This is a genomic window from Nocardioides eburneus, assembly GCF_040838215.1.
Taxonomy (GTDB): domain Bacteria; phylum Actinomycetota; class Actinomycetes; order Propionibacteriales; family Nocardioidaceae; genus Nocardioides; species Nocardioides eburneus.
Genome location: NZ_JBFPJR010000007.1, coordinates 75,738 through 99,246, shown reverse-complemented (window position 1 = coordinate 99,246; position 23,509 = coordinate 75,738). Strand labels below are relative to the sequence as shown.

24 protein-coding genes and 1 tRNA gene are annotated in these 23,509 nt (G+C 71.3%); 8 read left to right on the top strand and 17 right to left on the bottom strand.

The window, feature by feature from the left end; genetic code table 11:
- Positions 1–95 precede the first annotated feature (95 nt).
- From AB3X52_RS05765 to AB3X52_RS05755, 3 genes are all read left to right on the top strand, one after another.
- Positions 96–749: a response regulator gene (locus AB3X52_RS05765; protein ID WP_367992193.1), complete on the top strand. Its 654-nt coding sequence runs from the start codon at positions 96–98 to the stop codon at positions 747–749.
- A 161-nt stretch (positions 750–910) separates the two neighbouring features.
- Positions 911–2,635: a sensor histidine kinase gene (locus tag AB3X52_RS05760; RefSeq protein WP_367992191.1), complete on the top strand. Its 1,725-nt coding sequence runs from the start codon at positions 911–913 to the stop codon at positions 2,633–2,635.
- Positions 2,636–3,245: 610 nt separating this feature from the next.
- Positions 3,246–3,330, top strand: a tRNA-Leu gene (locus AB3X52_RS05755).
- A 157-nt stretch (positions 3,331–3,487) separates the two neighbouring features.
- Here AB3X52_RS05755 and AB3X52_RS05750 read toward each other — a convergent pair.
- The 13 genes from AB3X52_RS05750 to AB3X52_RS05690 all read right to left on the bottom strand — a co-directional run bounded on the left by AB3X52_RS05750 (position 3,488) and on the right by AB3X52_RS05690 (position 16,198).
- The gene (locus tag AB3X52_RS05750; RefSeq protein ID WP_367992189.1) at positions 3,488–4,753 is read right to left on the bottom strand and encodes an amidohydrolase; all 1,266 of its coding nucleotides are present in this window, start codon (positions 4,751–4,753) and stop codon (positions 3,488–3,490) included.
- 24 nt (positions 4,754–4,777) lie between these two features.
- Positions 4,778–5,395: a trimeric intracellular cation channel family protein gene (locus tag AB3X52_RS05745; protein ID WP_367992187.1), complete on the bottom strand. Its 618-nt coding sequence runs from the start codon at positions 5,393–5,395 to the stop codon at positions 4,778–4,780.
- Positions 5,396–5,841: 446 nt separating this feature from the next.
- Positions 5,842–6,270, bottom strand: a complete 429-nt coding sequence (locus tag AB3X52_RS05740; RefSeq protein ID WP_367992185.1) for an ATP-binding protein — start codon at positions 6,268–6,270, stop codon at positions 5,842–5,844.
- Positions 6,267–6,605: an STAS domain-containing protein gene (locus AB3X52_RS05735; protein WP_367992183.1), complete on the bottom strand. Its 339-nt coding sequence runs from the start codon at positions 6,603–6,605 to the stop codon at positions 6,267–6,269. Before AB3X52_RS05735 ends, AB3X52_RS05740 begins: the two co-directional genes overlap by 4 nt.
- Positions 6,593–8,221: a PP2C family protein-serine/threonine phosphatase gene (locus AB3X52_RS05730; protein ID WP_367992181.1), complete on the bottom strand. Its 1,629-nt coding sequence runs from the start codon at positions 8,219–8,221 to the stop codon at positions 6,593–6,595. The genes AB3X52_RS05735 and AB3X52_RS05730 overlap by 13 nt, the downstream gene beginning before the upstream one ends.
- Before the next feature lie 99 nt (positions 8,222–8,320).
- A complete protein-coding gene (locus AB3X52_RS05725) occupies positions 8,321–8,836 on the bottom strand; it encodes a hemerythrin domain-containing protein (RefSeq protein WP_367992179.1) in 516 nt (171 codons plus the stop codon).
- Positions 8,837–8,938: 102 nt separating this feature from the next.
- A complete protein-coding gene (locus AB3X52_RS05720) occupies positions 8,939–9,427 on the bottom strand; it encodes a DUF421 domain-containing protein (protein ID WP_367992177.1) in 489 nt (162 codons plus the stop codon).
- A 58-nt stretch (positions 9,428–9,485) separates the two neighbouring features.
- Positions 9,486–10,055, bottom strand: coding sequence for a hypothetical protein (locus AB3X52_RS05715; protein ID WP_367992175.1), 570 nt, complete (start codon positions 10,053–10,055; stop codon positions 9,486–9,488).
- Entirely contained in the window at positions 10,052–11,071 is a 1,020-nt protein-coding gene (locus AB3X52_RS05710; protein WP_367992173.1) for an SDR family NAD(P)-dependent oxidoreductase, read from the bottom strand. Before AB3X52_RS05710 ends, AB3X52_RS05715 begins: the two co-directional genes overlap by 4 nt.
- 227 nt (positions 11,072–11,298) lie before the next feature.
- Positions 11,299–12,309, bottom strand: coding sequence for a L,D-transpeptidase (locus tag AB3X52_RS05705; protein ID WP_367992171.1), 1,011 nt, complete (start codon positions 12,307–12,309; stop codon positions 11,299–11,301).
- Between the two features lie 234 nt (positions 12,310–12,543).
- Positions 12,544–13,362 carry an FAD binding domain-containing protein gene (locus AB3X52_RS05700; RefSeq protein WP_367992169.1) on the bottom strand — a complete coding sequence of 273 codons (819 nt, stop codon included), beginning with the start codon at positions 13,360–13,362 and terminating at the stop codon, positions 12,544–12,546.
- Positions 13,359–13,877 (bottom strand): (2Fe-2S)-binding protein, encoded by a 519-nt coding sequence (locus AB3X52_RS05695; RefSeq protein WP_367992167.1) that lies wholly within the window; start codon positions 13,875–13,877, stop codon positions 13,359–13,361. Before AB3X52_RS05695 ends, AB3X52_RS05700 begins: the two co-directional genes overlap by 4 nt.
- Positions 13,877–16,198 (bottom strand): xanthine dehydrogenase family protein molybdopterin-binding subunit, encoded by a 2,322-nt coding sequence (locus AB3X52_RS05690; protein ID WP_367992165.1) that lies wholly within the window; start codon positions 16,196–16,198, stop codon positions 13,877–13,879. Before AB3X52_RS05690 ends, AB3X52_RS05695 begins: the two co-directional genes overlap by 1 nt.
- Before the next feature lie 258 nt (positions 16,199–16,456).
- Here AB3X52_RS05690 and AB3X52_RS05685 point away from each other — a divergent pair, with 258 nt between their 5' ends.
- Positions 16,457–16,927 (top strand): HNH endonuclease, encoded by a 471-nt coding sequence (locus AB3X52_RS05685; protein WP_367992163.1) that lies wholly within the window; start codon positions 16,457–16,459, stop codon positions 16,925–16,927.
- 39 nt (positions 16,928–16,966) lie between these two features.
- Here the strand turns inward: AB3X52_RS05685 and AB3X52_RS05680 are convergent, their stop codons facing one another.
- On the bottom strand, positions 16,967–17,647 hold the full coding sequence (locus tag AB3X52_RS05680; RefSeq protein ID WP_367992161.1) for a VC0807 family protein: 681 nt from the start codon (positions 17,645–17,647) through the stop codon (positions 16,967–16,969).
- A 190-nt stretch (positions 17,648–17,837) separates the two neighbouring features.
- On the opposite strand from AB3X52_RS05680, the gene AB3X52_RS05675 reads away from it, so the two are divergent.
- The 3 genes from AB3X52_RS05675 to AB3X52_RS05665 all read left to right on the top strand — a co-directional run bounded on the left by AB3X52_RS05675 (position 17,838) and on the right by AB3X52_RS05665 (position 20,247).
- Entirely contained in the window at positions 17,838–19,166 is a 1,329-nt protein-coding gene (locus AB3X52_RS05675; protein WP_367992159.1) for a M20/M25/M40 family metallo-hydrolase, read from the top strand.
- 7 nt (positions 19,167–19,173) lie between these two features.
- Complete coding sequence (locus AB3X52_RS05670; protein WP_367992157.1) at positions 19,174–19,599, top strand: GNAT family N-acetyltransferase; 426 nt, start codon at positions 19,174–19,176, stop codon at positions 19,597–19,599.
- Positions 19,600–19,716: 117 nt separating this feature from the next.
- A complete protein-coding gene (locus tag AB3X52_RS05665; protein ID WP_367992155.1) occupies positions 19,717–20,247 on the top strand; it encodes a VanZ family protein in 531 nt (176 codons plus the stop codon).
- Here the strand turns inward: AB3X52_RS05665 and AB3X52_RS05660 are convergent.
- On the bottom strand, positions 20,222–20,440 hold the full coding sequence (locus AB3X52_RS05660) for a DUF5703 family protein (protein ID WP_367992153.1): 219 nt from the start codon (positions 20,438–20,440) through the stop codon (positions 20,222–20,224). The two genes, AB3X52_RS05665 and AB3X52_RS05660, sit on opposite strands and share 26 nt — an antisense overlap.
- 52 nt (positions 20,441–20,492) lie before the next feature.
- A complete protein-coding gene (locus AB3X52_RS05655) occupies positions 20,493–21,440 on the bottom strand; it encodes an aldo/keto reductase (protein WP_367992151.1) in 948 nt (315 codons plus the stop codon).
- A gap of 171 nt (positions 21,441–21,611) precedes the next feature.
- On the opposite strand from AB3X52_RS05655, the gene AB3X52_RS05650 reads away from it, so the two are divergent.
- Positions 21,612–22,433 (top strand): undecaprenyl-diphosphate phosphatase, encoded by an 822-nt coding sequence (locus AB3X52_RS05650; RefSeq protein WP_367992150.1) that lies wholly within the window; start codon positions 21,612–21,614, stop codon positions 22,431–22,433.
- A 69-nt stretch (positions 22,434–22,502) separates the two neighbouring features.
- Here the strand turns inward: AB3X52_RS05650 and corA are convergent, their stop codons facing one another.
- Entirely contained in the window at positions 22,503–23,495 is a 993-nt protein-coding gene (gene corA, locus AB3X52_RS05645) for a magnesium/cobalt transporter CorA (RefSeq protein WP_367992148.1), read from the bottom strand.
- Between the last annotated feature and the right edge of the window lie 14 nt (positions 23,496–23,509).

The following is a 23,509-nucleotide window of genomic DNA, read 5'->3' as shown; positions in this document are numbered from 1 at the left end:
CTCCCCGCGGTGTGCCGTCCGGTGGTGCCGGACGGCCCCGTCCGGCGGGACCAAGGCCCATATCGGCGGCGACGGGGCCTCCCTAACGTGGGGTGATGTCGACGGCACGGTCGCAGGAGCGTCCGATCACGGTCTATCTGCTCGACGATCATGAGATCGTTCGGCGGGGGATCCGTGAGCTGCTGGAGGCGGAGGGCGACATCGTCGTCATCGGCGAGTCGGGGCTGGCCGAGGAGGCCACCCGTCGCATCCCCGCGCTCCGGCCCGACGTCGCGATCCTCGACGGCATCCTGCCGGACGGCTCCGGGATCGACGTCTGCCGTGAGATCCGTGCCGTCGACCCCGGTATCGCCGCGTTGGTCCTCACCTCGTTCGACGACGACGACGCGCTCTTCTCGGCGATCATGGCGGGTGCCGCCGGCTACGTGCTCAAGCAGGTGCGCGGCAACGACTTCGTCGTGACCGTACGACGGGTGGCGGCGGGTCACTCCACGCTGGACCCCGCGGTGACGGCCCGGGTGCTGGCGCGCGTGCGCGGTGGCGACCACACCGACCCCGTGCTGGGTCGGCTCACCGCGCAGGAGCGCCGGATCCTCGGGCTCGTGGCGGAGGGGCTGACCAACCGGCAGATCGGGGAGCGCCTCTCCTTGGCCGAGAAGACGGTGAAGAACTATGTCTCCTCGATCCTCGCGAAGCTCGGGGTGGGCACCCGCACGCAGGCTGCGCTCTTCGCCGCGCGCCATCAGTGAGCCTCATCCTGGACCGGGTCCCGGCCGTGTCCTGGCCGGGGTGAGCGGTGCCGCGACGGGGAGCGGAGCGTAGAGTTCCGGGAACCGGGCTTTCGCCTCCCGGGGGTCCGAGTGCTTGTTAGCGTGAGCACGTCGGCTGCGCGTCGACAAGGGGAGGCCCGATGGGTGAGCACCACGACGAGGAGAGCCGCTGGCAGTTGCTGCTCGACGCCGTCGTGACGCTGGCGGCCGAGCTCTCGCTCGACGACCTGCTGGCGAGGATCACCCGCATCGCCGGCGACCTCGCGGGGGCGCGCTACTCCGCGCTCGGCGTGCTCGGCACCGACGGCCGGCAGCGGCTCCGCACCTTCGTCACGCACGGGCTCAGCGACGAGCAGATCGACGAGATCGGGCCGCCGCCCGCGGGCCACGGACTGCTGGGACTCATCATCGACCGCCCGGAGCCGGTCCGGTTGTCGTCGATCGCGGGTCACCCGGCGTCGTACGGCTTCCCGGTCCAGCATCCGCCGATGACGTCGTTCCTCGGCGTGCCGGTCCTGATCCGGGGCAAGGTCTTCGGCAACCTCTATCTCACCGACAAGATCGAGGCCCCCGAGTTCACGGAGAGCGACGAGCGGATCGTGGTCGCGCTGGCGTCGGCGGCCGGCGTGGCGATCGAGAACGCGCAGCTGCACGAGGAGGCCGTCCGGCGCGAGCGCTGGCTGCAGGCGACCGCCGAGGTCATCGCACGGCTCGTCGCGGGCGACATCGGCACGGAGGCGCTGCAGTTGGTCGCCGACCGCGCGCGCCAGTTGGCCGAGGCCGATCTCGCCTGGGTGCTGCTCGGTCCGGACATCGAGCGCCTGAGCCTGTGCGTTGTCTCCGGCGCCGAGCTCGACAACGGCGGCCTGGTCGGGCAGGAGCTGGCCACGCCGCTCTCGGCCCGGGTGATCACGACAGGGGAGCCGCTCGTCGTCGACGACCTGGCCTCGGAGCCTACGTACGCCGAGGTGGCGGACGCCCTCGGCTGGCCGTCGCTCGGACCGGTGATCCTGCTGCCGCTCTCGTCCAGTGCCGGGACCGACGGAGTCGTGGCCCTCGGGTGGGCGCCGGAGCGTCGCGCCCGCTTCCACGACCTCGACCCGGCGATGCTCGGCAACTTCGCCGAGCAGGCGTCGTTGGCGCTACGGATCGTGAGCAGCGCGCACGACCAGCAACGGCTCGGGCTGTTCGAGGAGCGGGACCGGATCGCACGCGACCTCCACGACGTCGTGATCCAGCGGCTGTTCGCGATCGGGCTCAGCCTCCAAGGCGCGCTCCGCGCCCCGGACGGCGGCGAGATCGCCCGCGTCGTCGACGCGGCGGTCGACGGTCTTGACGAGACCATCCGCGACATCCGTCGGACGATCTTCGAACTCGGCAGCACCGAGCGCGCCGACGACGCGCAGAGCACCGTCACCCGGGTCGTCGAGCGGGCGGCGAGCGCCTTGAAGTTCCGCCCGCAGCTCGCGTTCGAGGGGCCGGTCCGCACCCAGATCGCCCCGGTGCTGCTGCCACATCTGGTGGCGGCGTTGAGCGAGATGCTCTCCAACGTCACGCGGCACGCCCATGCGGCGAGCGCCTCGGTCCTGTTGCGGGTCGCCGACGCGATCACCTTGCGTGTCGAGGACGACGGGCTCGGCGTCCCGGACGGGGTCGTGGAGAGCGGCCTGGCGAACCTACGACAGCGCGCCCACGAGCTCGGCGGGACCTGTGAGGTCTGCCCCGGCGAGCAGGGCGGGACCGTCGTCGAGTGGACCGTGCCGTTGAGCCCCCCGGGCCAGGTCGTACCCCCACCGCGACGCGCGCGCGACTTCGGCGACGCCGAGCGCTCCGCTCGCCCCCACGAAGAACGTCGCCGGCACTGACGCCACCCGCCAGCCCCGCGACGACAGGCCGAGGGTCGTGCGTACGGCGGCGCCGCGCCGGAGCCCGCGGCGGCTGAGCCGGGTCTCGTACGTCGCCAGCGCGGGCCCTGCGTCGCCGCCCTGCGGCAGCGCCGCGAGCCAGTGCCCGAGTCCGGTCCCGCGGTCGCGCCGGGTGGCCAGCGCCGTCGCGGACGCCCCGATGACCAGCAGGTCGAGGTCGGCCCAGTCGACCAGGTCGTCGGGTCGGACGACCCGGACGGTCACGCCCTCCGCCCGGAGGGCCGCCGCGACGGCCGCGGCGACCCGCGCCACCGGGCCGACCGGTCTCTCGTGGACGACCACCAGCGCCCGTCGTACGCCTGGCGTGCCGCGACGTATGGTGCTTTCCATCTCCCGCTCCCTCCGATGCGAGTGCCCCCAGCCTGAACCGGCCCACCCCAGGGGTGGAGAGGGAAACGGACCCCTTGCGGTGGGGCCAAGGTCCCGACCGGAACCGGGTCTTCCGGGACGGGGCCGCGGTCGGATCCGGCCCGGCCGGCGCCGCGCCACGTGTCGAGGCGGCCCCGATTCGATTCCGGGCGGCCACACTGCTAACGTTCTTCTCGCACTCGCGCGGGTGGCGGAATAGGCAGACGCGCTAGCTTGAGGTGCTAGTCCACGTATAGTGGGTGGGGGTTCAAGTCCCCCCTCGCGCACGCGAGTGAAAGTGGCCCTGACCAGGGAAAACATGGTCAGGGCCACTTTCCATTTCGGGCTTTGGGGGCACCGAGGGGGCCGCTCGGTCCGCGCGCCTCCCGTGATGAACCGCCATGGGAAAGTCGGTGGATCGAGGGCAAGGGGGATCTCCGGTGCTTACGGGGAATCCGTGCGAAGCCAAGCCAGGGCTCCCACGACGAGTGCTTGGGTGCCGGTGTCCAGGGTGGGTTGGAGGACGGGTGCGAAGGTGGCGGAGTGGTTGACGGGGATGTCTTGGGCGATGCGTCCGGCCTGCTCGGCGGCGCGATAGGCGTCAGGGTCGATCCCCCCGATGCCCCAATAGGTGTACGGAGCGCCAAGGTCGTGGGGGATGTCGCTGAAGTCCTCACTCGCGCTTTGTTGGGGTAGATCGATGGCGTGGTCGCCGAAGTGGTCCGCGAAGGCGGTCGCGACCTGCTCGGTGACGCCAGGGTCGTTGTCCGTGAGGGGGTAGCGGTCGAACATCTCGAACTCGGGTTCTTCGGGTGACCCGGAGGCGGTGCATTCCGCGCGGACGATCCGCTCGATCGCGGCCAGCACGGCGGCACGGGTGTGCTCGTTGTAGGTGCGGACGTTGAGCTGGAGGACCGCATGGTCCGGGATGACGTTGCTCTTGGTGCCGGCCTGAACGCTTCCGACGGTGACGACCGCTGTGTCGCTGGGTGCTACCTCGCGGGCGACGATGGTCTGCAGTCTCATCACGATGCTGGCTGCGAGGACCACGGGATCAACGGCCGCCTGGGGCATCGACCCATGGGCGCCGCGTCCGTGGACGGTGATCTTCATACTGTCCGCAGCCGACAGCATCGGGCCCGAGCGTGTGCCAACCGTGCCAGCAGGAAACGGCAGCACGTGTTGGGCCATCGCCACATCGACGTTGTCGACAAGGGCAGCGAGCCCGTCGTCGACCATGCCTTGTGCTCCGTCGGCGGTCTCCTCGGCGGGTTGGAAGAGCGCGACGAGCGTCCCTGACCAGGCCCGGGATGCCTGGGCCATCAGGGTGGTGGCGCCGAGCAGGCAGGTGACGTGTACGTCGTGGCCGCAGGCGTGCATTACCGGGGTGCCGTCGTCGGTGGTCTGCGTGCTGGCGTAGGGCAGGCCGGTCCGTTCTCGCACGGGGAGGGCGTCCATGTCGGCGCGCAGCAGCACGGTCGGACCGTCTCCGTTGCGCAGGACGCCGATGACGCCGGTGCCGCCGATGCCCTCGTGAACCTCGCAACCGGCCTCGCGTAGGCGGACGGCCACGTTGCCTGCCGTTCGATGCTCTTGGTGGGGGAGCTCGGGATGGGCGTGCAGGTCGCGGTAGAACTCCTCCTGCCAATTCCGGACGGACTCCAGGCCCTCTGGGCCGTCGAGGACGGCGGTCACTGCTTCATTGGCCATGTCTTCATCATGCGCCTGTGCTGTTCATCGTGGTCGTGGCGCGTGGACGTCGAAGCGCACACCGAGCATCCGGATGATGAAGCAGACGACCGCTCCGGTGACCGCTGAGGGAAGGTCGGAGATCCCGAGGCGGTCTCCGGTCACCGCCACGAAGGCACCGACAAGGGCTGGGATGGCGTAGAGGCCACTGGTCAGCACCGACGGGATCTCGCGGATCAGGACGTCGCGCAGGGTGCCGCCGCCGACGGCGGTGATCGCTCCCAAGATGACCGCCTGGCCGAACCCGATACCGAATTCGAGGCCTTTGAGGGCCCCGCTGACGGCGAACAGGCTCAGCCCGGCCGCATCCAGCATGAGGATCGGAGTCGCGAGTCGATCGAGACTGCGGCTGGCCATGAACGCCACCAGGCTTCCGCCGGCCGCGACGGTCAGGTAGTGCCAGTCCCGGAACGTTGCCGGCGGCAGGGCATCGAGCAGGGTGTCACGGACCATCCCGCCGCCCAGCGCGGTCAACATCCCCAGTGTCACCACGCCGACGATGTCCAGCCGCGCGACCCGGATCGCCGTCAGCGCGCCGTTGAGCGCGAAGGCGAACGTGCCCGTCAGATCCAGGACCAGGTAGGTCGGCGACGAGGTATCCATCAACCCCTGTCTACCCGCTGCGCGGGTACCTTGAACCCTGGTGCGATGTATGAGCGACCCATCGCGCGGTTCCGATCAGACGTCCTCGGACCAGATCCAGCTGTTCGCCGCCCGAGAGCCGGCAGAGCCTAGGAGGCATCGCGGGTCCGCTCTGCTCTTCCCCACCGGAGGAGGCGTTGATGTGCACACGGTCCGTGGCTCTGTTGCTGCGCCCGGGTCGTGCAGGCGCCGCGCAGATCCTCATAGCGCCGGAGTGCCTGGGTGGGGCGGAGTTCTGGACAAGGCACCTCGCGGCGGCCGCGGCATCCCCGATCCCTGGCTCGAGACTCGAGCGAAGAAGCAGACCATGGGGTGCGCGCCGTCGGCCGGTGCCCAAAGCTCTTTGCCCACGCCCTTGACGGGCACGGTCAGCAGCGAAGTCGGTCGGCGTGGAGTCGAGAACGGCGTCAGGAACGTTCGTCGCTGTCGGGCACGGGTACGCCCTGGGAGCCCGACGCGTCGAACGTCGCGCGTGGCCTCACGGCGAACGTGCACCAGACCGACGTCGTTGCGTTCTGGGCGTCGACGCCCCATCGGTCCGCAAGGCTGCTCACGATCAGCAGGCCGCGGCCGTGCGCCTGTGTCGGGCCGGTGTGTCGCAGGCGGGGCATCCCTCCGCCTTCGTCGGTGACCGCGAGGTGGACGTGCTCCGCGGTCAGCGTGACGCTGACGGTGAAAGCGCTGTGGGCGTGGGTGATGGCGTTGGTCGCGAGCTCGCTGGTGACCAGGACCGCGCAGTCACGAAGCTCCTCGGGGACAGGGTCCAGCGCGTGGGCCACGAAGGCGCGAGCCTTCGAGACGGAGGCGGGATGGAGGGGGTAGTGGGCGCTGGTCATGGCTCTATGGGGAGGATCTCGCTGAGCCCGGTGGTTGCGATGATGCGGCGGATGACGTTCGTGGGACGTCGCACGCGGACGGCGTGGCCGGTGCTGACCGCCGTCAGCAGGACGGTCAGGCCGGAGCTGTCCATGAACGTCAGATCCGTCATGTCGAAGACGACGTCGCCGGCGGATCCATCCCGCCCCGCGGCGCCTCCGGCCGTGGGGACCTTCGCGAGGGCACGCTGTGCGATCTCCGCGGTCGCGAGGTCGAGTTGGCCGGCGAGGACGATGACGGGCGTGCCGTCCGGATCCTGGTCGACCGCGGCAGTCAGCGTGTCTACGGCGCCCATCGCAGCCCCAAGATGGCGGTGTCGTCCTCCGCCGCATTCTGCGGCAGCAGTTCGGTGAGGACCGTGTCGAGCAGGTTCTCCAGGTCGGCCCTCCGGCTGGCGACGCGACACAGGTGTGCGATGCCGGCGTCGATGGACTCGTCGCGACGTTCGATCAGTCCGTCGGTGTAGGCCAGGATGACGGCACCGCACCTCAGCGGGACGTCCGTGGTCGCGTAGTGCGAGCCAACGCCGAGAGGCGGGGACACGGGGGCGACGACCTGCTCGGCGACACCGTCAGTGACCAGCACGAGCGGGGGATGGCCGGCGTTGGCCACGGTGATGACACCGGTGTCCAGGTCGATGATGCCGCACAGGGCGGTGGCGAAATGCCCGTCGCGAAGCACGTCGATCAGGCCGCTGACCTTGGTGAGGACCATGGCTGGGTCGTTGCCCTCGACGGCATATGCAGTGATGCTGTGGCGCAGCCGCGACATCATCGTGGCCGCGCTCAAGCCACGGCCGGAGACGTCCCCGACGGTGAAGAACATGCGGTTCTCGGGAAGCTCGATGAGGTCATACCAGTCACCGCCGACCTCGATGCCCTCGGTCCCGCCCAGATAGCGGGTGGCGACCGCCAGCCGTGGTGCGGTGGGCAGCTGATGGGGTAGCAGCGCCGTCTGCAGCGTCTCCGCGACACCGCGCTGCGCCCGATACAGCTGCCCAGTCACCCGCGCGAGCTGCTCCGCGATGGCTCGACGCCGTGCCAGGCGCTCAGTGAGCAGCGCCATGACCGCACTGAGCAGGACGCCGGCGCCGGCGATCAGCCAGGTGAGTCTGGCGGCGAAGGTGCCGAGCAGCGGTGTCCGTGGGGTCATCGCCGCAGACAGGACGTGGTCACCGAAGGGAATGGTGACTCGCGCCGCGTCGCTGCCGAGCGGCAGGTCCTCGGCGTTGGTCTCCAGGAGCGCATCGGGGTTCTCAGCCTTGCCGTAGTAGAGCGCGAAGGTCATGTCCGCCAGCGGAGACTCCGCAGGGAGGGTGATGCGCCGGTTGCCCGGCAGCACCTGCTCGGCGTAGGCGACGTAGGTCTGGCCGAGGGTCGTACCGGCGAAGGCATAGCCGAGACGCTGGCTGGTCGCGGTCGCCACCCGTGTCAGCGTGAGGGAACCGCTGGAGGCAGCACGCCGCAGCAGGTCCTGCGCCTGCGGCGATGCGGTGTCCAGCCGTGTCGGCTGCCCGAGCGAATGCACCTGCCGAGGAGCACCGTCGACCATGTGGAAGAGCCGGACGCTGACGAACGGCTGCGGCACCGACTGCTTGAGGGCGCCGTCGAACAGGCTGACGTTGTGAGTGGCGGAGACGAGCGTGGTCGCGCGACCCAGCAGGCGTTGCAGGTCGACCGGTCCCACCGCCACCGCAGCCGCGGCCAGCTGGGCCTGCGTGGCAACCTGGCGGCGCTCGTTGTGGTCGTAGTTCACCCGCGAGACCGCCGACAGGCCGGCCGTCACGGCGAGACCGACCAGGAGTACGACGACGGACAGCGGGTGGAGCCACCACCGGCGCGTCCGCGCCACCGGTCTCTTGGTGCGCTCGCGCCCGGCGGCACGCGGCGCAAGCACCGAATCCCTGACCATCGCGGCCACCGCCTTCTTCAGACTTACGGAACGTACAGCACCTCAAGTCCCCTCCGCGCGTATTCGCGATGCTCCCGACCGGCGAACGCAGACCCCGCGTCAGGTGTTGCGCGCGACGTACTCCTCAGGGTCCTTGTCGACGGGCTTGATCCCTGACCAATGGGCGGCCTCGTAGGCGATGAATTTCACGGCGATGTCGTGCCGGGTCTGCAAGTCCGCATGCCTGCGGAAGTCGGCGAGATCCTCTCGCTCCTCCTCAGCCATGTGGTCGCTGTTGGCCTCGCGCGCCTCGCGGACCCCCTCCCACCACGCTTCGCTTCCGACAGGGTGGGCGTCGGCTTTGCGGATCCCGTCCCGGATCTCGTTGTGGTCCTTGATGGCGTCCTCGGTCTCCTCCTCCGGGCCGTCTTCCGACCCCGGCGCACCGTGCCCGAGCCGGAGCAGCTCGGGGTAGAAGTAGCGTTCCTCCGCCTCGGCGTGCACCTCCAGCAGCACGCTCAGCCGGCGCCACAGACCCGCGAGGGTGTCGGTGTCGTCGGGAGGAACTTCGTCGAGCAGCGCGAACTGCCGGCGCTGCTCGTGGTGCTGGAACAGGATCAGCTCAGTGATGTCCACGATCTCTCCTTGGAAGGACGGCGGGTCCGAATCCTCGAGACGAACAGTCCCCACACCGCGTCCCGACAACACCTCCACGCCGCCGCCCATGCGCAGGCCCGCTCACGTCTGCGGCGCGGTCTCGGGCGCTCCGTCGTCGTCCGAGGAGCCGGCTTCGCGGGTGAAGAACGACAACCGGCCGTCGGCCTCGAGCACGGCATACTCGATCTCGTCCGTACGACGGATGCCCTGCTCGCGTGCGGCCACCAGGACGTCGGCGACGGCGAGTCGTTGCTCACGCATGGCCTCGTCGACGGGCCCGCCGTCGCGCCAGACCAGCACAGGGCGGCCGGCAGTGAGGGGGCGGGCCCGCGGGAAGCGCCATTGGACCCAGGAGAGGGAGACGGTCAGCAGCGCGAAGGTGCTGATCGCGAGCATCCCCGCGGTCAGGGAGTAGTCCTGCTGGGTGACGGCCTGCTGCACGAGGTCACCCATGGTGACGTAGAGCAGCAACTGGAAGGTGCTCAGCTCACCCAGCGTCGAGCGTCCTACCGCGCGGGTGACCAACCACAGGAAGCAGAAGATCACCAGTGCTCGGATCACGATCTCCATCCGCGCTCCTCCGTCCGGTCCACGCTCGCCCTACGGCGGTCGATTCGGCTGTGGCCCCTCATGGCAGCAGCGAGGTCGTGAAGTCGACGCTGGCCGTCGGGGTGCCGTGGTCAAGCACTCGGAGCGTGCCGCCGCGCCCGCGTTGACTGGAGGGCTGGACGTAGACGTCGAGCGAGACGACCAGCGTGTCGCCGGGTGGAGGGTCGAACGTGAGCCGCCACCAGGTGCCGTCCTCAGTCTCCTGCGACGGCTCGGGGGAGATGCCCTGCGACTCGAAGATGTCGAAGTAGTCACCCGTGACCTCGAGGACCACGGGGCCATGGAAGCCGCCCGGGTGGGTCACCGTGACCTGCCACGGGACGTCGAGCCCGGCCCGCGCGACCCTCGGGTACTGCAGCGACAGGTCGTAGCCGTCTGCGGCCGCGGAGGTGGTTGCCGCGCGCACGCCCAAGAGGCCGGCGAGCCCGGCGACGACGAAGAGCAGCACGACCAGCAGGAAGGCTCGTCGTGTCCAGACGGCGAGGTCGTGCGGCGTCCGGGCGGTGACGTCGGCGAGCGTCGACCCCGGGCCCTCCATTCCGGCGTGGGGCCCTGCGCCGAGACGCCGTGGGATCGAGCGTCCGGTCAATGGGACCCCTCCTGTCGCCGGGTTCGCAGACCCCAGAGGAGTCGCCCGGCCGCCGTCGTACCGGCGACGCCGAGGGCAGCGGCAGCGGCCCGCGCCCGGGGGCTGCGCCAGTGCCCGAGCAGGGCGTCGCTCGCGGCGTCCGGCGGGAGGACGTTGCCCGGACCCGATGCCTGCGGCCGTCGACCGACCGCGACGAAGCGCATGACCCCGGGGGCGAGGTCACCGTAGGCGCGCGGGAGCAGCGCGTGCCCGATGCTCACCAGGTGCTGGAGCTGACCGACCTGAGCCTGGCGCCGGGGCCGCCGTGCCAGGTCGACGATCGCGCGTGCGACGCGGACCGGCGACGACACGGGCGGCACCGGCTTCACCGCTCGTCCGAGATAGTTCGCCGCGTGCTGGAAGATCGGGGTGTCCATCGAGCCCGGGAGCACGGCGCACACGGCGACCCCGGGCGCGTCGTGCATCTCCTGGCGGACCGTCTGGGTGAAGCCCAGGATGCCGAACTTGCTGGCCGCGTAGCCGCTGACGTACGGCGTGGCCACCTTGCCGTAGAGCGACGAGACGTTGATCAGGACGCCGCGACCCTGGCGGCGGAAGACGGGCAGGACGGCGCGGGTTCCCCACATCACGCCGAGCAGGTTCACCTCGACGATGCGCTGCTGGATCTCGACGGGTGTCTTCTCGACCGTGCCATAGGACATCACGGCCGCGTTGTTGACCCAGACGTCGACCCGCCCGAAGGCGGTGACCGCCCGCGCGACGAGGCGCTCGTGCGCCGCCGCGTCGACGACGTCGAGCGGAACGGTCAGGACGGAGGGCGCGCCCGCGTCCCGGCACTCGGCGGCGACCTCGTCCAGCGGCGCGGCCGCGCGGGCGGCCAGGACGAGGCGGGCGTGCTCGGCGGCGAACCGGTGCGCGGTCGCCCGGCCGATCCCGCTCGACGCCCCGGTGATGACCACGACCGCACCGTCGAGGTCGACGCCACGGCGGCGGGGACGGGTGCTGCGTGCCGTCACGGCCGCGCCCCCAGTCGGCGGCCGGCAGGAGCGGTGGCGTCACGGTGGTCACTCATGGCTCCCCGGTATCCGCACAGGCGCGCTGGCAAGTAGCGCACCCGAGATCGTGCGGACCCGGGCCGGGCGAGGGTCTAGCGACCGGCCGCCAGGTCCACGCGTACGACGGCCGCGACTGCGTCGGACGGCGGGCGGACGGTGTGCGGTCGGTGTGCGGTCGGGTCGTCCGCTCAGACGTGGGTCGTGAACTGCTTCATCCCGCTCCCCGCGAGCCACTCGCTCCACGAGAGGTCATAGCCGGCGTACCCGTTGTCGCCGGCCGCCTTGCCGCGCGGCGATCCGGTGATGGTCACCGGGTCACCCTGCTTGACCAGGTTGTAGAACCACTTCGCGTCGGCGTACGAGAGGTGAACGCAGCCGTGGGACCCATAGCTGTGCCCGGGATAGGGGTCGCCGGTGGAGTAGTGGAGGAAGGTGCCGGACCAGGTGATCCGGACGTCCCAGGGCAGGGTGAGGTCGTAGTAGTTGGGGTCGTTCTTGTCGCAGGCGATGTGCACGCTGCAGGAGGTCATTCGAACGGTGCGTGACTTGTTGACGACCGCCATCGTGCCGTCCCAGGAGGGCCAGTCGGGGCTGCCGGCGTCGCTCGGCATCGTGCGCAGGACCTTGCCGTCCCGGCTCACCACGGTCTTGTGCTGGTTCACATAGACGTGCGTGCGGACATCGCTGCCGATCGTGAAGGTGCGGGTGTAGCTGTGCGTGCCGTAGCGCCCGTGGCCGTCGCCGACGTGGTCGAAGCCGGCGACCATCGACACCGTGGTGCCCGGCTTCCAGAAGGCCTTCGGACGGAAGTCGACCCGTCGGTCGCTGAACCAGTGCCACGCACCGACGACCGGCACCGACGTGGTGAGCCGGATGTGCTCCTCGATCCGCTTCCGGGCCGAGACTGCCACCGGGTCGGTGAAGACGATCGAGATCGGCATCGCCACGCCCACGGTGGTCCCGCTGAGCGGAGCGATGCTGTCGAGCAGCATCGGCGGGCCGGTGGGGTAGTGCCGTGGGCTCGGTGTCTGCGTCGCCGTCGGGGACGACGCGTGCGAGGCCGGCGGCGACGTGGTGGTGGAGCCCGCCTCCGGCGTCGACCCCGTCCCCGCGCAACCGGCAGCCGTGAGCAACAGGACCACCACCGCCGCGCACACGGCACGCACGCTCCGGGCCTTCTTCATCCAGCGAGCTCCCATGACCCTCAGGCTACGAGGCGCCGCGAACAAGCGTGCACCACGCTCGCGTCGACGGGCGCGACGGCGGCCGCTCCCGTACGACGCGGGTCGCGCAGCGCGTTCTCGCCCGCGGGCCGGCGGCGCGCAGGAGCCCCGCGACGCATGCCCCTGGGGGTATCGTGGAACCGCTCTCTTGGAGGGAGCAGGCGGCCCCGTCGCTCGGCAGAGCGGACGGGGCCGTTTCGCGGTCGTCGGTCAGGGCCGGGCCGCGGCGGCCTCCAGGGCGCGCCGGGTGAGAACCCGGGCGAGGTGGCGGCGGTAGTCCGCGTTCGCGTGCATGTCCTCCACCGGCGAGGTGTCCTCGGCGGCGAGCGCGGCGGCGTCGGCGATCGACGCCCCGGACGCGAGCGCCTCCTCGGTCCGCGCGGCCCGCAGCGGCTTGTTGCCCATGTTGGCCAGGGCGACCCGGCCGGCGACGGTCGCCACACCGACGATGGCCCAGTCGTTGGCCCGGCGTACGAACTTCTCATAGCCCCAGCCCCCGGTGCCGGTCCGAGGCACCCGGAGCTCGACGAGGAGCTCGTCGGGGCTGAGGACCGTCTCGAAGTAGCCGAGGAAGAAGTCGGCGGCCTTGACCTCACGACGGCCGCCGGGGCCCTGGAGGACGAGGGTGGCGTCGGAGGCCAGGACCGCGGAGGGCAGGTCGGCGGCCGGGTCGGAGTGGGCGACCGACCCGCCGATGGTGCCGCGGTGGCGGACCTGTGGGTCCCCGACGTGGGCGGCCACCTCGGCGAGCAGCGGCGCCTCGGCGGCAAGGACGTCGGAGGCGACCAGGTCGGCGTGCCGGGTGAGCGCACCGATGGCCACCTCCTCACCTTCCACCCGGACGTACGACGCGTCGGCCGCCCGGCGGATGTCGATGAGCACGGTCGGGAAGGCGAGCCGCAGCTTCATCATCGGGAGCAGCGAGTGGCCGCCGGCGATGACCTTGGCGTCCTCGCCGTGCTCCGCGAGGAGTTGGACGGCGTGGTCGAGCGTGTCGGCCTTCACGTAGTCGAACGCGGCGGGGATCATGCCGTCACCGCCTCGGCGTCCGAGCCGCTGGCGTCCGTGCCGGTGGCGTCCTTGCCCGCCATCGTGTCCGCCGCGGCGAGCACGGCGCGGACGATGTTGTGGTAGCCGGTGCAGCGGCAGATGTTGCCTTCGAGACCCTCACGGACCTCCTGCTCGCTCGGGCTCGGGTTCTCCTTCAGCAGCGACGCGGCGGCCATCACCATGCCGGGCGTGCAGAAGCCGCACTGGAGGCCGTGCTCGGCGCGGAACGCCGTCTGCACGGGATGGAGCGTCTCGCCCTGGGCCAGGCCCTCGAGCGTCGTGACGCTGGTGCCGTCGGCCTGGGCCGCCAGGACCGTGCACGACTTGACCGACTCACCGTCCACGTGGACCGTGCAGGCGCCGCAGGAGCTGGTGTCGCACCCGATGTTGGTGGCCTTGAGCCCCGCGACGTCGCGTAGGTAGTGGACGAGCAGCAGCCGGGGCTCGACCTCGTCGGTGCGGGTCTCGCCGTTGACCGTGATGGTGACCTGCATCAGTTCCCGTTCCCTTCGCCGGCTGCCGCGCCGGCCGCGTCGTTGATGGCGGACCAGATCCGCATCGGGCTCGTCGGCATGTCGATGTGACGTACGCCGAGGTGGGCGACCGCGTCGATGACGGCGTTCTGCACCGCGGGGGTGGCCCCGATGGTGCCGGCCTCGCCGATGCCCTTCGCGCCGAGCGAGTTGTAGGACGTCGGCGTTTCCGTCGTCACGAGCTCGAAGCTCGGCAGCTCCGTGGCCGTGACGATCGGGTAGTCGGCGAACGTCGTCGTCGTGGGGTTGCCGTCCTCGTCGTAGAGCACCTCCTCGAGCAGGGCCTGCGCCGCGCCCTGGGCGAGCCCGCCGTGGCGCTGCCCCTCGGCGATCAGCGGGTTCATGATCACACCGGCGTCGTCGAGCGCGATGAGGCGCTCGAGGGTCGCCTTGCCGGTCTCGACGTCGACCTCGACGACGGCGACGTGCGCCCCGAAGGGGTAGGTCGCCCCGGGGGCGCTGAAGACCGTCCGGACGCGCAGCGGCTCGTCCTCGGCGAGCTGCGCGAACGAGATGCCGGTGTCGGGCACGCCCTTGACCGACAGGCCTGCGAGCGCGTGATCGACGACGAGGTCCTCGGGCGCCACCTCGAGCCGGTCGGCAGCGCGACCGCGCGCCACCTCGACGAGCTCGACCGCGGCCTGCTTCACCGCGGCGCCGCCCTGTTGCAGGCTGCGGGAGCCGCCGGTGCCGCCGCCCTCGGGCACCAGGTCGGTGTCCCCCCACTTCACCGTGATCTTCTCGATCGGGATGCCGAGCTCCTCGCTCGCCAGCATCGCCCAGACCGTCGAGTGGCCCTGGCCGTGCGGCGAGGTGCCGGTGAGGATCGTGGCCGTGCCGTCGGGGTGGATCTCGACCGTGGCGTTCTCCCGCGGGTTGCCGGCCTCCATCCCGGCGCCGGTGATCTCGACGTAGGTCGAGAGCCCGATGCCGAGCAGTTTCGTGTCGCCGCGCTCGCGGCGCGCGGCCTGCTCGCGCCGCAGTCCGTCGTAGTCGGCGGCCTTGAGCACGGTGTCGAGCGCCATCGTGTAGTCGCCGCTGTCGTAGAGCGCACCGCCCTTGGACTGGACCGGCTCTGTGAACGCCGGCAGGACGTTGCGGTGGCGGACCTCGGCAGGGTCCATGCCGATCTCGGCGGCGAACAGGTCGATGGCGCGCTCGACGACCGCGGTGGCCTCGGGGCGGCCCGCGCCACGGTAGGCACCGACCGGCGTCGTGTTGGTGACCACGCTGGCGAAGGAGGTCTCGATCCGGTCGAAGTCGTAGACCCCGGGCGCCATGAGGAGTGTGAGCGTCGGCAGCACCGCACCGATGCGCGGATAGGCACCGGTGTCCTGGACGACGTCGAGCCGGTAGGCCTTGATGTTGCCGTCGCGGTCGCCGCCGATGGCGATCGTCTGGACCTGGCCGCGGCCGTGGGTCATCCCGACCATGTTCTCCGAGCGGGTCTCCACCCAGGTCGCCGGTCGTCCGAGCCGGCGGGCGACCCAGCCGACCAGGATGTGCTCCGGGTCGGCGCCGAACTTCGCACCGAACGCACCACCGACCGCCGGGGTGATGACCCGGACCTGCTCCTTCGGCAGGCCGAGCGCGCCGGCGACGGCGGCCTGGGAGCCCTGGGCGCCCTGGTTGGGGATCCAGGTGGTCAGCCGGTCGTCGCTCCAGACCGCCGCGGCGGCACGGACCTCGAGCGGCGCGACCGCGACGCGCTGGTTGACGATCTCGTGGGTGACCACGACCTCGCAGTCGGCGAAGAAGTCGTCGGCGTGCTCGGGCGGCTGCGCCATCGCCACGTTGGTCCCCGCCTCGGGGAAGAGGAGGGTCTCGCCGGCCACGGCCTTGCGCGGGTCGACGACCGCGGGGAGCGGGTCGTAGTCCACCTCCACCAGCTCGGCGAGGTCCTCGCCGTCGTACCGCTCCTCGTGGACGACGACGGCGACCGGCTCGCCGACGTACCGCACGGTGCCGGAGGCGAGCAGCGACTGCGCCATCGGCGCGGGGAACATCGGCATCGCCGGCCCGGCCTCGGGCACGTCGGTCAGATCGGCGGCGGTGAACACGGCGACGCAGCCGGGGGCCGCCGTGGCGGCCGAGGTGTCGATGGAGGCGATCCGCGCGTGGGGGATGGGCGCGCGCACGTAGGTGAGGCGTACGGCGCCGGTCAGGCGCTCATCGGTGAGGTCCTCGGTGTAGACGGCCCCGGTGGTGAGGAACTCCGGGTCCTCGACGCGCTGGACGCGAGTGCCGAGGATGCTGCCGCGGGGCATGTCCACCGCGGTCATGCCGGCCGCCTGGTGCCGCATCGCCGCGACGTGTCGTGCGTCCCTCGCTCGGTCATCGGAGCTCCTCTCGGGCGGGCCCGTCTGGGCAGGATCGAGTGGCCGCGCTTGTGATCCGGATCACGACCTGGCGTCACTGTAGGGAAGGGCAGGTTGGAATATCGATGGTCCCTTCCGCGGAGCGGCAGGGACCATGATGGAGACGGACGAACACGACGTCGTGCGACGCTCGGCTCGAGCAGGCCGGGAGGAGGTGGCCAGGTGAGCGCGACCCTCACTGCCGTGACGCTCTACAACGCCTCCTATGAGCCGCTGGGGCGGGTGTCCTTCAAGCATGCCGTGCTGATGCTGTTCCGTGAGGTCGCCGTGGTCCACGAGGCGGCGAAGGGCCCCGACGGCACGGATCGGATGATCGGACCACACCCGTGGCCGAAGGCGGTGCGTCTGGTGCGGTACGTCGCGATGCACTGGATGTATCGCCCCGCCGGCTACTCCCGCGACGGCGTGTTCCTCCGCGACCGTGGCCGGTGCGCCTACTGCGCGGCCCCCGCGCGGACGATCGACCACGTCCTGCCGCAGTCGCGCGGGGGCGGCTGGACGTGGCTCAACACGGTCGCGGCCTGCCGCGCGTGCAACGCCCGGAAGGGCAGCCGTACCCCCGAAGAGGCCGGGATGAGGCTCCTGCTGGCGCCCTACGTCCCGACGCGCGCACAGCTCGCGGCGCTCGCCTGACGACGCGCCGGGAGTGCCGCCGGGGATCGGGGCCGGTGGTCAGGCGGCGTCGGTCGCGGGCAGGCCGAAGCGGAACCGGACGCCGGGGATCCGGTGGATCCGCCGCCAACCCCAGTAGGCGCAGCCGATCACCGACAGGGCCGTCAGCCCGACGGAGAGGATGCCGCGGACGAGCACGCCGGCGTCGGCACCCCAGCTGAGCAGCGAGTTGAGGCTCAGGCCGGCGTCGAGGATGCGCGTGAAGCCCCAGATGAGCGCGACCTCGATGAAGATCCGGCGCATCCGGGCGTCGGCGAGGAGCAGCTCGGGCAGGTGGATGAAGTCCTGCGCGAGCTTCTGCGTGATCGGCCGACCGAGCAGCGCGGACCCGACGAACACGATCGCCATCAGGACGGAGGCCGCGATCGGCTGGAGGAGGTAGAGCCACACGCTCGTGGTCGCCAAGGCGATCGCCGTGCGCAGCACGAGGATGCCGACGACGAGCAGCAGGGTGGAGGGCACGCGCGACCCCAGCACCCAGCGCAGCGCCATGGTGCCGAGGCACCAGACGATGACGCCCACGAGGCCCGGCACCGTGCCGACGGTCTGCATGCAGCCGTAGAGGATCGCGGTCGGGACCATCACGGTCTCGACGAGAAGGAGCAGGGCGTTGCGGATCACCTTCCCGACGTGGCCGAGCTCGATGAGGTGCTCGGGCGGCGAGGCGGGGTGGTGCGTCATGGTGACTCCGGGGGCCGTCGGGGGAGGCGGGCTTCCATGACGGTAACCCGGCAGGTCCCCCCTCAGCACGTCTTCGGCCGCGATCCTCGTCAAATCTGTGGATTCTCTCAGGCCCCCACGAGGCTGCGCGTGTCGGGTCCCCTCCGTGCCCGTGCGGCGCGACGACGGGAGGGTTGGCTACCGTGGCGCTATGGAGCCTCGGGACGAGACCACCGTGTCGGCGGCCGCCGGCGGCGTCGACGCCGAGGTCGTGGACATCTGCCGCGACCTGCTGCGCATGGACACGACCAACTACGGAGACGGCTCCGGGCCCGGCGAGCGGAAGGCGGCGGAGTACGTCGCCGGCCTGCTCGACGAGGTCGGCATCCCGACCACCATCCACGAGTCCGACCCGGGTCGCGCCAGTGTCGTCGCGCACTGGGGACCGCCGGGGAAGGACGCGCTGCTGCTGCACGGCCACCTCGACGTCGTCCCGGCGGCCGCTCAGGACTGGCAGGTCGACCCCTTCTCGGGGGAGATCCAGGACGGCTACCTGTGGGGCCGTGGCGCGGTCGACATGAAGGACTTCGACGCGATGCTGCTCAGCGTCGTACGCCACCGACAGCGCAGCGGCCAGGTGCCGGCGCGCCCGATAGTGCTCTGCTTCACCGCGGACGAGGAGGCCGGCGGTCACCGCGGCGCCCAGGTGCTCGTGGAGGACCACGCCGACGAGCTGGCGCACTGCACGGAGGCGGTAGGCGAGGTCGGCGGCTTCTCGACCACCGTCCGGGGCCGCCGGATGTACCTCGTCGAGGCCGCGGAGAAGGGCATGTCGTGGATGCGCCTCACGGCCCGTGGTCGCGCGGGCCACGGCTCGATGATCAACCGTGACAATGCCGTCACCCGGCTCGCGGGCGCCGTCGCCCGGATCGGGGCGCACGAGTGGCCGGTCCAGCTCACGCCGACGATGCGCACCCTGCTGGCCTCGGTCGGCGAGCTCGCGGGAGTGGAGGTGACCCCGGAGAACGCCGAGTCGCTGGTGGAGGAGTTCGGCCCGGCGACCCGAATGCTCGCCGCGACGCTCCGCAACGTCACCAACCCGACGATGCTGGACGCCGGCTACAAGGTCAACGTGATCCCCACCGAGGCGACCGCGCATGTCGACGGACGGTTTCTGCCCGGCTTCGAGGACGACTTCTTCGACACCCTCCGGGCACTGTGCGGCGAGGGCGTCGACATCGACTTCGTCTCCCACCAGCAGCCGTGGGAGTCGCCGTACGGCGGCGCCCTGGTCGACGCGATGAGCCGCTCGCTCCTCGCGGAGGACCCCGAGGCGCTGGTGGCGCCGTACCTCCTCTCCGCCGGTACGGACGCCAAGCACTTCCGCAAGCTCGGGATGCGGTCCTACGGCTTCGCGCCGCTGCGACTCCCCGAGGAGCTCGACTTCACCGGTCTGTTCCACGGTGTCGACGAGCGGGTGCCGCTCGACGCGCTGGAGTTCGGCGCGCGCGTGCTCGACCGGTTCCTCGACCAGGTCTGAGGCGCCGATGGGAGAGATCCGGCTACGGGCTGCCGAACGCGCCGACGTGGCGGCGCTGCTGGCGCTCTGGGAGGTGGCCGCGGAGAACGACAGCCGTCCCTCGGACAGCGCCGACGCGGTCGCGCGGCTGCTCGCGCGCGATCCGCAGGCGTGCGTGGTCGCCGAGTTCGACGGCCGTCTCGTCGGCAGCATCGTCGCGGGCTGGGACGGCTGGCGCGCCCATCTCTACCGCCTCGCCGTGCACCCGGACTACCGTCGTCGGGGACTGGCGCGCCGGCTGCTCGTCGCGGCCGAGGAACGCCTGGTCGCCCTGGGTGCCGGGCGGCTCGACGCGATGGTGCTCGAGGGGAACGACCTCGGACAGTCCCTGTGGCGCTCGTCGGGCTATACGCCGCAGCCGGAGTGGCGCCGCTGGGTCAAGCCCGTGAGCTGAGCCCGGACGCGGGCTGGGCCCGGACGCGGGCTGAGCCCGGACACGGGCTGGGCCCGGCTCGGCGCCGTCGCGTGCCGTGGCTCACGACCGGTCCGTCCGCCCGATAGGTTGCCGCCCGTGAACGGTCTGGATGTCATCGCACGGATCGTGCTGCGCGACCCTGCCGTCCAGGCGACCCTCGCCGGCGCCGGGGTCGTCCTCGTGGTCGCCGGCTGGCTGGTCGGCCGGCGCCGAGGCTGGCCCGGGTGGCGCTGCGCCACCTCTGCGCTGGCCGGCGCCGGGACGGCGCTCGTCCTCGCGACGACCCTGGCGCGCTCGGGCGGCCCGCTGGAACTGGGGCGCGGGTGCCTGCTCTCCCCGGGGCTCTCCCTGGCGAGCCCGGAGGCGCGTCTCAACGTCCTCCTCTTCGTGCCGCTCGCCCTGTTCGCGACCCTCGCCTCGGGACGGTGGTGGGCCGTCGTGCTGGCCTGCGTGGCCCTGAGCGCCGGGATCGAGGCCGTCCAGAGTGTCGCCGGGACGGGCGTGTGCCAGAGCTCCGACGTCCTGCGGAACGGGCTCGGGGCCCTCGCCGGGGCGATGCTCGGCGAGACGTCGCGCACCGTCGTGGCCGGCGCCGTACGCCTCAGGCGGTCCGCACCGCGCGGATGATCTTGCGCCGCAGGACGACCCGACGGGTGCCATCGGGGGTGATGCGCACGCGGTCGAGCTCCCAGCCGCCGTACTCCGCGCGCTCGACGAGCAGCTTGGTCACCACGTTGCGGGAGAACTCCCGCGAGAAGGTCACCTTGTCGAACTCCCACTCCACCCCGGAACGAGGCGGTCGGCGGTCGGTGCGAGCCATGCGGTCCTCCTCGGGCTTGCTGTCAGGGCGGGGCGGTGGGCGAGGAATCTTCTCAGTCGGCCGAAACGTCGTCCAGGGCCGCCTCGATCTCCGGTGGGAGCGTGAGCTCGGCCACGCCGAGCGCGGCCTGGAGCTGGGCGCACGTCCGGGCACCGAGGATGGGGGCGGTCACACCCGGCCGGTCGCGGACCCAGACCAGCGCCACCTGGAGGGGCGACCAGCCGAGCCCGTCGGCCGCGCGGCAGACCGCCTCGACGATGCCACGGCCACGGTCGTCGAGGTAGGTCTCGATCCGACGGCCGAAGTCGCTGCTGGCGCCGCGCGAGTCACCGGGGATGCCGGTGCGGTATTTCCCGGTGAGGACGCCGCCGGCCAGGGGCGACCAGGCGAAGATCCCGAGGCCGAGCGCCTGGGCCGCCGGGACGACGTCGTACTCGACCTCGCGGGCGATCAAGGAGTACTGCATCTGCGTCGAGGCGAGGAGCGTGCGGCTCGGGACCGCGCGCTGCCAGGTGGCCGCCTGCGCGGTCTGCCATCCGCTGTAGTTGGAGATGCCGACGTACGCCGCCCGGCCGCTGCTCACCGCCAGGTCGAGCGCGGAAAGGGTCTCCTCCACCGGAACGTCGTCGCACCAGGCGTGGACCTGCCAGAGGTCGACGTGGTCGGTGCCGAGCCGCTTGAGCGAGCCGTCGAGGGCCCGCAGCAGGCTGCCGCGCGAGGTGTCGACGCGTCGGGCACCGCTGCGACGCGAGATGCCGGCCTTGGTCGCCAGGACGATCTCGTCGCGCGCCAGCACGTCGCCGACGAGCGAGCCGATCAGCTCCTCGGACGCGCCGTCGCCGTAGCCGGCCGCGGTGTCGACCAGCGTCCCGCCCGCCTCGGCGAACGCGATGAGCTGGTCGCGCGCCTCGTGCTCGTCGGTGCCGCGGCCCCAGGTCATGGTGCCGAGCCCCAGGCTCGACACGCGCAGGCCGGTGGCTCCCACGAGGCGTGTCTGCATGCGTCAGAACTTAGCCCGCGCACGGCGTGTCGCCGCATCTGGCTCGCCGTCAGGGACGTTGGTCCCCGTGTCGGTGGTGAATCGCACGCCGCCCCGGGAGTGTTCATGATCCGCTCAGGTGCGACCCCCTAGGCTTCGGGGCTGTCCCGCCGCCGTACCGGAAAGCTGCACATGAACTACTTGGACTCCGTGGTCCTGGGCATCGTCGAGGGCCTCACCGAGTTCCTGCCGGTGTCGAGCACTGGGCATCTGACGATCGCCGAGAAGGCCCTCGGCCTCGAGATCGACGATGCCGCGGTGACGGCGTACACCGCCGTCATCCAGATGGGCGCCATCGCGGCCGTCTTCGTCTACTTCTTCCGCGACATCGTCGCCATCGTCGGCGGCTGGTTCAAGGGGCTGGCGAAGCCGGAGTACCGCGGCACCCTCGAGCACCGGATGGGCTGGTACGCCATCGTCGGCACGATCCCGATCGGCATCGTCGGACTGCTCGCGAAGGACGTCATCTCCGGCCCGCTGCGCTCGCTGTGGTGGGTCGCCGGGGCCCTGATCGCCTGGAGCGCGGTCATGGTCTGGGCCGAGCGGGCAGGGCGCCAGGAGCGCGGCGAGAAGCAGCTGGGGATGAAGGACGCGATCATCATCGGGCTCGTCCAGTGCGTCGCGCTGATCCCCGGCGTGTCCCGGTCCGGTGCGACCATCTCGGCCGGGCTGCTGCGCGGCCTGGACCGCGTCACCGCGACCCGGCTCAGCTTCTTCCTCTCGATCCCGGCGCTCACCGCCGCCGGGCTCTACGAGCTCAAGGACGTCCATGGCATCAGCGCGGGTCCCGTCGTCGTCGGCACGCTGGTGAGCTTCGTCGTCGCCTACGCCAGCGTCGCGTGGCTGCTGCGCTTCGTCTCGCACCACTCGATCGGCCGCTTCGTGCCCTACCGCGTGGCGCTCGGCGTCGTGCTGCTCGTGCTGCTCGGCCTCGGGGTCGTCTCGCCGACCTGAGCAGCAGACGGTGTGACCCTCACCGTGCGCTCCGGCGCACGCTGACCGTCACCCGCGCCATCACACGGGTCAGAACCAGCCGGACTTGCGGAAGAACACCCACAGCCCGGCGACCGAGGCGGCCATCAGCAGCAGCGCGTAGAGATAGCCGAACCGCCAGCCGAGCTCCGGCATGTGGTGGAAGTTCATGCCATAGACGCCGGCGATGAGGGTCGGCACGACGACCAGCGCCGCGCCGGCGGAGATCTTGCGCATGTCGTCGTTCTGCTGGAGCGAGATGCGGGCGAGGTGGGACTCGAAGGCGGAGGAGAGCAGCGAGTCGAGGCTGTCGACGCTCTCCGCCGCGGCGTTCAGGTGGTCGAGCACGTCGCGGAAGAACGGCTGCAGGTCCTCGTCGAGCCCGGCCTGGACCACGGTGGGGTCGCCGTTGGCGAAGCGTCGGACCGGCTCGCGCAGCGGCATCACCGCGCGGCGCACCTCCGCCAGCTCGCGCTTGAGGGCGTAGATCCTCTTGGAGTCGCGGGTGCGCTCCTCGGAGAAGACCGACGTCTCGACCTCGTCCACGTCCTCGGTCAGGTCCGCCACGACGGACAGATAGCCGTCCACGATGAAGTCCGCGACGGCGTACACCGCGGAGAACGGGCCCTGGGTGAGGACGTCGTTCTCCGCCTCCAGCAGGTGTCGGGCGGGCGCGAGCCTGGAACCGCGTCCGTGACGGACGGTCACGACGTAGTCCCGGCCGAGGAAGATGTTGACCTCACCCGTCTCGACGGCGTCGTCCTCGTCGACGTACCAAAGCGTCTTGATGACGAGGAAGAGCGCGTCGTCGTAGCGCTCGAGCTTCGGGCGCTGGTGGGCCTTGAACGCGTCCTCGACGGCCAGCGGGTGGAGTTCGAACGCCTCCGCGACCTCCGCCAGCTCGCGCTCGCTCGGCTGGTAGAGCCCGAGCCAGACGAAGTCGCCGTGCTGCTGCACACCCGAGCGCAAGGTCACGTAGTCGTGTGGAGGGCAGTGCAGGTCGACCCGCTCACCGCCTCGGTAGAGGGCACTGTCGACGATCACCTTCGCAGGCTAGC